A 10,940-nucleotide genomic window follows, 5' to 3' on the forward strand; every position below is an offset into this window, starting at 1 on the left:
GTGTGCTAAACGTGTTTTAAAGGCGTCGCTAGCGGATCGAGTGCAAGGCGCACGGAACGCAGAAATAGGAGTGTACAGATAGTACATGACTGTTTCGAGTACCGCGCAACGTAGCAATCGAGTCTCGTAACAGCTTTTAAACACGTTCCCACACACCCTACATTACGACAGGAGTAATACCATGGCACAAAATGCTGAAAAAGTTCTTGACCACTTCAACCTGTTCCGTGAACCGGAATATGTGGAAATGTTCGAGAAGAAAAGAGAAGAATTTGAATTTGCAGAACCGAAGGACAAACTTGAAGAAGCCAGGGAATGGACAAAGACCTGGGATTACCGGGAAAAGAATTTCGCCCGTGAAGCCCTGACCGTTAACCCTGCGAAAGCCTGCCAACCGTTAGGTGCGGTGTTCGCGGCAGTCGGTTTTGAAGGCACAATACCGTTTGTACATGGCTCGCAAGGCTGCGTTGCCTATTACCGCAGTCATTTAAGCCGTCATTTCAAAGAGCCCAGCTCTTGCGTATCTTCCAGTATGACTGAAGATGCAGCGGTATTTGGTGGCCTGAACAACATGATCGACGGCCTTGCCAACACCTACAGCATGTATAAACCGAAGATGATCGCGGTTTCTACCACCTGTATGGCAGAAGTTATCGGCGACGACTTGAACGCTTTTATCAAGACCTCGAAGGAAAAAGGCTCGGTGCCGGATGAGTATGACGTACCGTTTGCCCATACCCCTGCCTTTGTCGGCAGCCACATCACTGGCTACGACAATGCAATTAAAGGTATTGTTGCACATTTCTGGGATGGCAAGGCTGGCACCGTACCTAAGTTGGAACGCGTACCGAATGAAAAAATCAATTTCATCGGTGGTTTTGACGGCTACACGGTAGGGAATACCCGTGAAATCAAACGTATATTTGAATTGATGGGTGTTGATTACACAATCTTTTGTGACAACAGTGACGTGTTTGATACCCCAACCGACGGTACTTTCCGTATGTACGATGGTGGCACTACCTTGGAAGATGCCGCGAATGCGATCCATGCTAAGGCTACGTTTTCAATGCAAGAGTATTGCACAGAAAAAACCCTACCTTTAATCAAGGAACATGGTCATGAAGTTTTAGCCTATAACCATCCGATTGGTGTGGCGGGGACTGATAAATTCCTGATGGATATTTCCCGTATCACTGGCAAAGCGATTCCTGCGTCCCTCGAAAAAGAACGTGGTCGTCTGGTGGATGCGATTGCCGATTCCAACGCCCATATCCATGGCCAAAAATTTGCCATCTACGGCGATCCTGACCTGTGTTTAGGGTTGGCTGGATTCCTGTTGGAATTGGGAGCAGAGCCTACCCATATCCTGGCGACCAACGGCGGCAAGGCATGGAAAGCCAAAGTGGAAGCCCTGTTGGAGACTTCACCGTTCGGCAAAAACTGCCATGCTTATGCCGGCAATGACTTGTGGCACATGCGGAGCTTGTTGTTCACCGAGCCAGTCGATTTTCTGATCGGCAACACCTACGGTAAATATCTGGAACGCGACACTGGTACACCATTGATCCGTATCGGCTTCCCTGTATTTGACCGTCACCACCACCACCGTTATCCGGTGTGGGGTTATCAAGGCGGTATGAACGTGTTGGTTACGATTCTCGACAAGATCTTCGATGAAATCGACAAAAATACCATCGTGCCTGCTAAGACGGACTATAGCTACGATATTATTCGCTAACCATCGGTTATGCGTTAATAAGGTTTCGTATATCGCTATTTAGGAGCTTGCTTGCTTGGAAGGTCTGGTAAGTAAAGAGGAATAAGGAGTTTCCGCTTAGGTTCTTCAACGGACTTAAGGCATAAGTTGGAAGGAGGTTTGATTCCGTTCGTGGTAATCCATTCGATAAACTCGGGAGAGCCTTGTCGAACCATGAATGGAATCAACTGGATCGGATATCCGAAGCATAAGGGAAACCTGATGGGCTGATGTATCCGATCCCGCTGTTATAGCCGAAGCCAAGGCTGGTTTGTTAACGACAGCCTTGCATTTTGATCGGAAATTGTTAAAGGGTCAAGCTATGTCGGTTGGTTTAATATTGGAGAATACGTATGAGTAGTCTGTCCGGTAAGATCCAAGAGGTATTCAATGAACCCGGTTGTGAAAAAAACCAGGGTAAATCGGATAAGGAGCGCAAGAAAGGTTGTACCAAGCAATTGCAACCCGGCGGTGCGGCGGGCGGGTGTGCCTTCGACGGTGCCAAAATAGCCTTGCAGCCCATTACCGATGTCGCCCATCTCGTGCATGGCCCGATTGCTTGCGAAGGAAATTCCTGGGATAACCGGGGTTCGAAATCTTCCGGCTCCAACCTATGGCGTACCGGCTTTACCACCGACATCAACGAAACCGATGTCGTCTTCGGCGGCGAAAAGCGCCTGTATAAATCGGTCAAAGAAATCATTGAAAAATACGATCCCCCTGCGGTTTTTGTTTATCAGACTTGCGTGCCGGCGATGATCGGCGACGATATCGATGCAGTCTGTAAAGCGGCCTCGCAAAAATTCGGCAAGCCGGTGATACCGATCAATTCGCCGGGTTTTGTCGGTCCTAAAAACCTGGGCAACAAGTTGGCCGGGGAAGCGATCCTGGATCATGTCATCGGCACGGAAGAGCCCGAATACACCACGCCTTACGACATCAACATCATCGGCGAATACAATTTGTCCGGCGAGTTATGGCAAGTCAAGCCCTTGCTGGACGAGTTGGGCATACGCATCCTGTGCTGTATTTCCGGCGATGCGAAATATCATGACGTAGCCTCTTCCCATCGGGCGAAAGCGGCGATGATGGTATGTTCAAAGTCCATGATTAACATTGCCCGCAAGATGGAAGACCGCTACGACATTCCTTTTTTCGAAGGGTCTTTTTATGGCATTGAAGATAGCAGCGAGGCACTACGGGAAATCTCCCGCTTATTGATTGAAAAAGGCGCTCCGGCGGAATTGATGGAGCGTACCGAAGCCTTAATCGCCCGCGAAGAAGCGCTGGCTTGGGCAAATATTGAACCCTATAAGAAACGCCTGACCGGCAAGAAAGTCTTGTTGATCACGGGCGGCGTAAAGTCCTGGTCGGTGGTGGCGGCGTTGCAGGAGGCCGGCATGGAATTGGTCGGCACCAGCGTCAAGAAATCCACCAAGGAAGACAAGGAACGGATCAAGGAATTGATGGGCGAAGATGCACACATGATCGACGACATGAGTCCCCGCGAAATGTATAAGATGCTGAGGGATGCCCAGGCCGACATTATGTTGTCGGGCGGACGTTCCCAGTTCATAGCCTTGAAAGCCAAGATGCCTTGGCTCGACATCAACCAGGAACGCCATCACGCTTACATGGGTTATGTCGGGATGGTCGAGCTGGTCAAGGAAATCGACAAGGCACTTTATAACCCGGTTTGGGAACAAGTACGCAAGCGTGCCCCCTGGGACGAGCAAACCTGGGAAGATGTCGCCGATGCTGCGATAGCGGCAGAAGCCGCTGCCATGGCTGCAGATCCGGCGCTGGCCCGTGACAAACGCCGTGCTACAACTATCTGCAATTGTAAGAATATCAGCCGTGGCATTATCGAAGATGCTATCACTGAGTTCGGTTTGACAACGGCGGCTTTGGTGTCGGAAAAAACCCTGGCCGGAACCGGTTGCGGCAGTTGCAGCGATAAGCTCGGCAAGATTATCAAAACTATCGATGAATGGAATCAGCCTGTTGCCGGTGCGGAACCTTCACAAACTCAACATGCGGCATAGGTGATTTCATGGCGACCGTGGTGCATTCCAAAAAATCCTGTGCGGTTAACCCGCTGAAAATGAGCCAGCCGATCGGCAGCGCATTGGCTTATATGGGCATCAATAACTGTATGCCTTTATTTCACGGCTCGCAAGGTTGCACCTCCTTTGGTTTGGTGCTGTTTGTCAGGCATTTTAAGGAAGCTATTCCGCTGCAAACCACGGCGATGAGCGAAGTCGCCACGGTACTCGGTGGGCTTGATAATGTCGAACAGGCCATCTTGACCATAGCGGCAAAGCAGAAACCTTCTATCATCGGCATTTCATCGACAGGCGTGACTGAAACCAAGGGCGACGATGTCGACGGCTATATCAAGCTGATCCGGGAGAAGCATCCTGAATTGGATCATATCGCCTTGGTATATGTCTCTACCCCCGATTTCAAGGATGCCTTTCAGGACGGTTGGGCGAAAACCGTGACCAAGATGATCGAGCAACTGGTCAAGCCTGTACCGGTCGACGCAGTACGCAATTTGAAAAAAGTAAACATTTTGCCCGGAGCACACCTGACGCCGGGAGACCTCGACGAGTTGCGTGACATATTGGATGCCTTCGGTTTGGAAGCCGCATTTATGCCGGATTTGTCCGGCTCACTGGATGGACATGTGCCGCAAGATTTCACCCCGACGACGATTGGCGGCATCACGTTGGAAGAGATCGCATCATTAGGATTTTCTGGGCATACCATCGCTATCGGCGAACAAATGCGCGATGCGGCAGTTGCATTAGAAAAATTGACCCATGTACCTTTCACCCTGTTCGACAGGTTGACCGGATTGGGTGTCAGTGACCAGTTGATAGCACTGTGTGCAAAACTAAGTGGTAATGCCGTTCCCAACAAGATTCGTAGGCAGCGCAGCCAGCTGGTTGATGCCATGCTTGACGGCCATTTTTATTTCGGCGGAAAAAAAATAGCCATCGGTGCCGAACCCGATTTGTTGTGGGCGCTTGGCAATTGGTTTACCGAACTCGGCGCAGAAATTTTTGCCGCCGTTACAACCACCGCCTCGCCCTTGTTGGAGCGTATGGCGACAGAGGAAGTGTTGATCGGCGACCTTGAGGACTTGGAAGCCAAAGCAGCGACCTGCGATTTGCTAGTCACCCATTCGCACGGACGGCAAGCGGCGGAACGTTTGAAAATACCGTTTTACCGCATCGGCATTCCCATGTTTGACCGCTTAGGTGCGGCGCACCAAACCATCGTTGGTTATCGCGGCACTCGTGACCTGGTGTTTGAGATAGCCAATATGTTTATAGCCGATGCCCATGAAGCCCATACTGATACCTGGTATCCCGCTATGAGGCAACAAGAGCAGGTGGGCGTGGCAGCTGAGGCCCATTGAGCCAAAAAATGTTAGTGAAAAGGTTTTCTATATTATGGAATCTCTGAACAAGTCCTCCGACAAGCTCAGGACAAAATTGCCCAGAGTTTCCTTATGTATCAGGGTCATTGCGGTTATACCGCTTGGTTTTCGGAAAATTAAAGGATAAACAATGGACGAGTTATATGCGGTTTGCCGGACGATAGAAGTCGATGAAAACCAGGCTTACGGATTTTGGCTGGCGCGGCGAGGGGAAACTGGTGAAGCAATACCTTGGCCCATTTTGATTACCCGTAAAGGCAAAAATTTCTTTGGTTTTGAAAATGTTTGTCCGCATGGCGGTGAACGCTTGGACCAGATACCGGGGCAGTTCATGGACGAGGATGGAAATTTCCTGACTTGCGGCAAACATCATGCCCAATTCGACCCAGATACCGGTCACTGTTTCATCGGGCCTTGCCAGGGTAAACAGTTAACCCCGGTTACAGTCGTGATCGATGAGGGCGATGTCTGCATAACGGGTGTGGAATTGGCCGAAGAGGATGGTTTGGATAGGGGGGATTAAAACATGAAAGCTGAGTCGATAGATGCTTATAAAGCCTTAAAAATAAGCATTACCCACGGTGGCTTGGTTGTTCTCTCCCTGTTCGGGCGAAATGCAGTACAGTTGAAGATTCCGCACTATGGGAAGTGTTGAATATGTGGGCGCGGAAGTTGCGGCTTATTGAGCCAAAAAACGTTACTGAAAAAGTTTTCTTTAGTGGAGGAAGTATGAAAGTTGCATTTGCTACGCAAGATTTGAAACGGGTCGATGCACATTTTGGCTGGGCCAAAAACATCGTCATCTATGAACTGTCGGCGGATAGTTACCAACTTCTTGAGGCGATCCAGTTTGAAGGGGATCTACAGGAGGATGGCAATGAAGACAAGCTCGCGCCAAAGCTTGATGCAGTCAAGGATTGCACCATCCTGTACGTGGCCGCCATCGGTGGTTCCGGCGCGGCGCGGGTGGTGGCGCAAGGAATACATCCGATGAAAGTGGCGCAGCCAGAGCTTATTACTGACTTGCTGGAAAAATTGCAGGTAGTCTTACGCGGAACGCCGCCGCCTTGGTTACGTAAAGTGCTTGCTAAAGGCAACAAGGATCAGGAACGTTCGTTTGATTTTGAAGAAGATGAAGAGGTGGAACATGGCTGAGGCATTAGCGGTAAAGATGACGGAATCACCGATGGACTCGTTGTTCGTCAAGGAGCTCGTCAAGCAATGGCGGGCGCAGGATTCTTATGGCACCTGGGAAGGCAAGAGTGATGAGCTATTGCTCGAACCCTATATTTTAGACAAAGAGAAACGTAAAGCCATGCCGATTATCGGTGACCCCGATCCAGAGACGCTGTGGCGGCTGGAGCTGTTCTATAACGCGGTCGGCCTGTCCATTGAACGCGCTACCGGAGTGATGGTTACGCCCATGATGAAAATGTCCCACGAAGGTTTTGGCCGGATGATCCTGGCTGCGGGTCGTTTGATTGTGGTCAATAAGCAATTACGGGATGTGCATCGCTTCGGTTTCGATAACATGGGCAAACTCGCAGATGATGGGGAGAAGCTGGTTTCGGCAGGTGTGACGATGATTGAAACCTATCCTGAAGTTGCGAAATACGGATAGCCGCATCTTAACTATCCAAATGCAAGGTTTATTGAATCCGCATCGCTATAAGCTGTGCCGATACAACGCTAGAAACAGAAACGGAGAACATAATCGTGACTGAAACAGCTGTAATTGAAAATGAAGATGTTAAAGCTAAATTAAAGAAATTAAATGCCCAGGCAACCGCATTAAAGATGGATTTACATGATTTGGCGGAAGATTTGCCTACAGGCTGGGAGCGTATCCGCGAAGTCTCTGAAAAGACTTATCAGGCTTATGAGGAACTGAGCGCAATACGTAAACAAATCGCTGAAGCTGGAGGATAGGAGATTACCATGAGTGAATTTACCGTAACATTGCCTAGCGGAAAGTTATGGAGTCCGCAATTTGTCGAGGTCATTAACCAGGATAATTGCATCGGTTGCGGGCGCTGTTACAAAGTCTGTGGTCGGGAAGTGCTGGAGATGGTCGGCATCAATGCGGATGGCGAAACCGTCAAACTAAGTGACGAAGATGACGAGGACGAATACGATAAAAAGGTGATGTCAATCGCTAATCCGAATAATTGTGTCGGTTGCGAGGCTTGCGCCAAAATTTGTCCTAAAAAGTGTTATACCCATGATGCCCATGAGATGGATCAAGCCGCTTAAGCGCATTTAATATCACAGGCAATAACTATGTTGGCCAAAATTGACGCTTATCAACATTATGACCCGCTATTGGTCCATGCCCGCGCGCCATCCGATCCGGTGACCCAAACATTTGCGGCCGCCATCAACATGGTACGCAGTTCCTCCAGGTTGGCGGGGCGGTTGACATTCGGGCTCGAGATCGGCGATTACAAGTCATTAATCGAGACCTACTTTCCAGGCGCACAAGGGGCTTTCCTGACGCCAGCCCTCAATGCTTTTAAGTATACGGCTCCCACTTCCCATGGGGATGAATTTGACGATGTTTTGGCCTTGCTGCTCGAACACCGGGGCAATACCGGGACAGAAACGACTTGGCTGGCTTACGCGGTTACCGCCTGTTGTATGGGCGACGACCATTTGTGGCAGGATATGGGGCTGAATAATCGCCAGGAATTATCGGGGCTTATGCAACAGCATTTCAGCACGCTTTATGAGAAAAATACCGGCAACATGCGCTGGAAAAAATTTTTCTATAAGCAACTGTGTGAACGGGCCGGAGCTTATGTCTGCCGATCTCCGAGTTGTGCTGTCTGTGTCGATTACCAAAATTGTTTTGGCTCGGAAGAAGAGGGATTATGGCGGTAGTTCAAGGTATGCAATTAGAAAACCCTGTGCAATACGAAGATATAATGGCAGAGCTTTCAGGTTATGGGCTGATTGAAGTCACGGGTGATGACGCACTGAGCTTCCTGTCGGGGCTATCCACCAGTGACGTTAAGCTAGTCTCACCGTCATACAGCCAGTTCAGCGCAATCTGCGATACCAAAGGAAGGGTACTGGCAAGCTTTTTAATCTTCAAGCGCTATGATGCTTATTATTTGTTCCTGCCGGCAGATATGGTGGAGCCTGTCATCCGGAAGTTGAAATTGCACGTCCTACGCGCCAAAGTAAGCATTAACGATCATGGGGAAAACTTAAAGCTTATGGGTTTATCGGGGACAGGTACGACCCAACTTCTGTCGCAGGCATTGGCCATGCCGATTCAAGAAGACTCTTTCGGGATCACATCCCAGAGTGGGGACTGCACCGTTATCCCACTGCCTGGTGAAACACAGCCCCGCTGGCTAGTTGTTGGCAGCAATGATGCGATGGATGTCCTTTGCGAGAAATTGCTGCCGGATGTTGCGCTAATCGATAAGGATGAATGGGCGTACTTAGACGCTATTAGCGGTGTGCCTTTTATCGTCCCAGCCACGGCAGGCGAATACTTGCCGCAAATGCTGAACCTGGAATCATTGGGTGGGTTGTCTTTCACCAAAGGCTGTTATCCCGGTCAAGAAGTGATTGCACGGCTGCATTATCGAGGTAAGCTTAAGCGCAAGCTGTATATTGCCCACACGGATTCTCAACCATTACCGGACGCGGGGACACCGCTGTATCATGCCGACAACCCAAACTGTATAGGTCACGTACTGTCGGCAGCACGCCATTCAACCGGGCAGGTTGCGCTCCAGGCCGTAATTGAGATCGAACAGCAAAGCCAAGGCGAAGTGATCCTGGCAAGCCCGACCGGTTCCAGGCTTATATTTACGGCGTAAGTTTAAAGGTAACTATGGAAACTAAATTTCATTTTGTTGATATTGATGTTAAAACGACTTATCTCGCCCAAGATTCCCAGCCAGGGCAAGCCCAGTATGTCTTCTCATACACAGTGACCATCAAGAACAGCGGTGCCGTCGCGGCGCAATTGTTGCGTCGGCATTGGATAATTACAGACGCGAACGGTATAAAAATAGAGGTAATTGGTGAAGGTGTCGTAGGCGAACAGCCTTATTTACGGCCGGGTGAGAAATTTCAATATACCAGCATGACCAGTATTAGGACTCCTGTCGGTGTCATGCACGGCAGTTATCAGTTAATCGGCGATGATGGTGTGATGTTCGATGCGCCTATCCCAGCATTTCGCTTGGCAACGTTGCGGCAGGTTTTCCATTAACAATTGCGGCATTATCCTTTTATTGCATAGTAGGCCTTTATCACACTAATTTACCTGGATATTAAGCGTGCTTGTAGGATTGCCCAAAGAAATTAAAGACAACGAATATCGTGTTGGCTTAACGCCCGGTGCGGTCAAAATGTTGGTCGCAAGAGGTCACCGAGTGCTGGTTGAAACCGGGGCAGGTGAGGGTAGTTTTATTCCCGACCAGGAATACCGTTCCGTGGGTGCCCAAATTGTTGAACACGCACACGATGCCTGGGCAGCGCAATTAGTTGTGAAAGTGAAGGAACCGCTTAGTGCAGAATATCCTTATTTACGTAAGGATATGTTACTATTTACCTATTTACATCTTGCCTCTAATGAACCGCTCACTAAGGCTTTGCTTACTAGCGGCGTTACGGCAATCGCCTATGAAACAGTCCAAACGCATTCTGGCCAACTGCCCTTATTGATGCCGATGAGTGAAGTGGCGGGACGTATGTCCACACAAGTTGGAGCGGCTATTCTGCAAAGGCCCCAAGGTGGTCGTGGGGTACTCATGGGCGGTGTTCCCGGCGTTGCGCCAGCAGATGTGACCATATTAGGCGGCGGCACAGTCGGTGCCAATGCAGCCCGTATAGCCATAGGTATGGGGGCACAAGTAACAATTCTGGACGTGAGCCATCATCGGCTCGCTTATTTCGACGACCTCTACAACGGGCGTATCCAGACGCGAAAAAGCAACCCATCCACGATAGAAGAGGCGGTTTGCCAAGCCGATTTGGTTATCGGCGCGGTGTTGATTCCGGGCGGGAAAGCGCCTTGGCTAGTGACGCGTCCTATGCTGTCGAGCATGCGTAAAGGAACAGTGATTGTCGATGTCGCTGTCGACCAAGGAGGGTGTGTGGAGACCACCAAGCCGACAACACATAGCCAGCCGACTTATGAAATCGATGGAATAGTGCATTATTGTGTCGCCAACATGCCCGGTGCCGTGCCTCGGACAAGTACGTTCGCCCTCGTCAACCAGACGACCGATTATGTCCTTCTTTTGGCTGACCAGGGCGTTGATGCGTTGGTAAACAATCCAGAGCTACAGTCAGGTCTTAATATCTATCGTGGGCAAGTGGCGCATCCCGGTGTGGCGACCGCTTTTGGTTTAGCGTACACCTCTCCCGAACAAGTGTTTTAGGGGTTGCCGTTGAAGTCGATTCATACCTAAGTTACTGTTTAAAATAAATTTATAAACGGCATGTCACTTGAAAATAGCAAGGTACGATACGGGTTAATTTTGGTATACAAGGCTTGGTGGCAGTATTCCTGCTGTCAACATTCGCCAAACTCACTGGAACACAATTTAAACAACAAATTTCTACATCAAAAATAAAAAAGGTAAAATGAAAGCAGATATCGGCTTAATCGGATTGGCGGTGATGGGGCAGAACCTGGTGCTCAACATGGACGACCACGGCTACAAGGTCGCGGTGCATAACCGCACCGGTGCCACGACGGAAGAGTTC

Annotated in this window: 14 protein-coding genes; all 14 read left to right on the forward strand. The window is 49.7% G+C overall.

The features are described from left to right. The first annotated feature begins 181 nt into the window (after positions 1-181). Positions 182-1,741, forward strand: a complete 1,560-nt coding sequence (nifK, locus tag MGMO_RS02940; protein ID WP_023493537.1) for a nitrogenase molybdenum-iron protein subunit beta — start codon at positions 182-184, stop codon at positions 1,739-1,741. Positions 1,742-2,112: 371 nt separating this feature from the next. After that, positions 2,113-3,804, forward strand: a complete 1,692-nt coding sequence (nifE, locus tag MGMO_RS02945; RefSeq protein ID WP_023493538.1) for a nitrogenase iron-molybdenum cofactor biosynthesis protein NifE — start codon at positions 2,113-2,115, stop codon at positions 3,802-3,804. A gap of 8 nt (positions 3,805-3,812) precedes the next feature. Further along, positions 3,813-5,186 (forward strand): nitrogenase iron-molybdenum cofactor biosynthesis protein NifN, encoded by a 1,374-nt coding sequence (nifN, locus tag MGMO_RS02950; protein ID WP_023493539.1) that lies wholly within the window; start codon positions 3,813-3,815, stop codon positions 5,184-5,186. Between the two features lie 151 nt (positions 5,187-5,337). After that, positions 5,338-5,730, forward strand: a complete 393-nt coding sequence (locus MGMO_RS02955) for a Rieske (2Fe-2S) protein (protein ID WP_023493540.1) — start codon at positions 5,338-5,340, stop codon at positions 5,728-5,730. Between the two features lie 3 nt (positions 5,731-5,733). Further along, entirely contained in the window at positions 5,734-5,862 is a 129-nt protein-coding gene (locus MGMO_RS20835) for a hypothetical protein (protein ID WP_023493541.1), read from the forward strand. Between the two features lie 74 nt (positions 5,863-5,936). Continuing rightward, positions 5,937-6,362, forward strand: a complete 426-nt coding sequence (gene nifX, locus MGMO_RS02960; protein ID WP_023493542.1) for a nitrogen fixation protein NifX — start codon at positions 5,937-5,939, stop codon at positions 6,360-6,362. Beyond that, on the forward strand, positions 6,355-6,828 hold the full coding sequence (locus MGMO_RS02965; RefSeq protein ID WP_023493543.1) for a NifX-associated nitrogen fixation protein: 474 nt from the start codon (positions 6,355-6,357) through the stop codon (positions 6,826-6,828). Before nifX ends, MGMO_RS02965 begins: the two co-directional genes overlap by 8 nt. Before the next feature lie 95 nt (positions 6,829-6,923). Then, positions 6,924-7,136 carry a CCE_0567 family metalloprotein gene (locus tag MGMO_RS02970; RefSeq protein ID WP_023493544.1) on the forward strand — a complete coding sequence of 71 codons (213 nt, stop codon included), beginning with the start codon at positions 6,924-6,926 and terminating at the stop codon, positions 7,134-7,136. 9 nt (positions 7,137-7,145) lie between these two features. Then, entirely contained in the window at positions 7,146-7,460 is a 315-nt protein-coding gene (fdxB, locus tag MGMO_RS02975; protein WP_023493545.1) for a ferredoxin III, nif-specific, read from the forward strand. Positions 7,461-7,487: 27 nt separating this feature from the next. Continuing rightward, entirely contained in the window at positions 7,488-8,087 is a 600-nt protein-coding gene (locus tag MGMO_RS02980) for a nitrogen fixation protein NifQ (protein ID WP_023493546.1), read from the forward strand. After that, on the forward strand, positions 8,078-9,040 hold the full coding sequence (ygfZ, locus tag MGMO_RS02985; RefSeq protein ID WP_023493547.1) for a CAF17-like 4Fe-4S cluster assembly/insertion protein YgfZ: 963 nt from the start codon (positions 8,078-8,080) through the stop codon (positions 9,038-9,040). Before MGMO_RS02980 ends, ygfZ begins: the two co-directional genes overlap by 10 nt. Before the next feature lie 14 nt (positions 9,041-9,054). Then, the gene (gene apaG / locus MGMO_RS02990; protein WP_023493548.1) at positions 9,055-9,438 is read left to right on the forward strand and encodes a Co2+/Mg2+ efflux protein ApaG; all 384 of its coding nucleotides are present in this window, start codon (positions 9,055-9,057) and stop codon (positions 9,436-9,438) included. A gap of 67 nt (positions 9,439-9,505) precedes the next feature. Next, a complete protein-coding gene (ald, locus tag MGMO_RS02995; RefSeq protein WP_023493549.1) occupies positions 9,506-10,612 on the forward strand; it encodes an alanine dehydrogenase in 1,107 nt (368 codons plus the stop codon). Positions 10,613-10,817: 205 nt separating this feature from the next. Next, positions 10,818-10,940: NAD(P)-binding domain-containing protein (locus MGMO_RS18870; protein WP_152976278.1), on the forward strand; the 123-nt coding region annotated here is incomplete at its 3' end.

The sequence above is a fragment of the Methyloglobulus morosus KoM1 genome (assembly GCF_000496735.2).
GTDB lineage: Bacteria > Pseudomonadota > Gammaproteobacteria > Methylococcales > Methylomonadaceae > Methyloglobulus > Methyloglobulus morosus.

Coding starts and splice junctions, on each gene's coding strand:
- MGMO_RS02965 (WP_023493543.1), top strand. CDS start 6,355: ATGGCTGAGGCATTAGCGGTAAAGATGACGGAATCACCGATGGACTCG.
- fdxB (WP_023493545.1), top strand. CDS start 7,146: ATGAGTGAATTTACCGTAACATTGCCTAGCGGAAAGTTATGGAGTCCG.
- nifK (WP_023493537.1), top strand. CDS start 182: ATGGCACAAAATGCTGAAAAAGTTCTTGACCACTTCAACCTGTTCCGT.
- nifN (WP_023493539.1), top strand. CDS start 3,813: ATGGCGACCGTGGTGCATTCCAAAAAATCCTGTGCGGTTAACCCGCTG.
- MGMO_RS02955 (WP_023493540.1), top strand. CDS start 5,338: ATGGACGAGTTATATGCGGTTTGCCGGACGATAGAAGTCGATGAAAAC.
- nifE (WP_023493538.1), top strand. CDS start 2,113: ATGAGTAGTCTGTCCGGTAAGATCCAAGAGGTATTCAATGAACCCGGT.
- apaG (WP_023493548.1), top strand. CDS start 9,055: ATGGAAACTAAATTTCATTTTGTTGATATTGATGTTAAAACGACTTAT.
- ygfZ (WP_023493547.1), top strand. CDS start 8,078: ATGGCGGTAGTTCAAGGTATGCAATTAGAAAACCCTGTGCAATACGAA.
- MGMO_RS02980 (WP_023493546.1), top strand. CDS start 7,488: ATGTTGGCCAAAATTGACGCTTATCAACATTATGACCCGCTATTGGTC.
- nifX (WP_023493542.1), top strand. CDS start 5,937: ATGAAAGTTGCATTTGCTACGCAAGATTTGAAACGGGTCGATGCACAT.
- MGMO_RS20835 (WP_023493541.1), top strand. CDS start 5,734: ATGAAAGCTGAGTCGATAGATGCTTATAAAGCCTTAAAAATAAGCATT.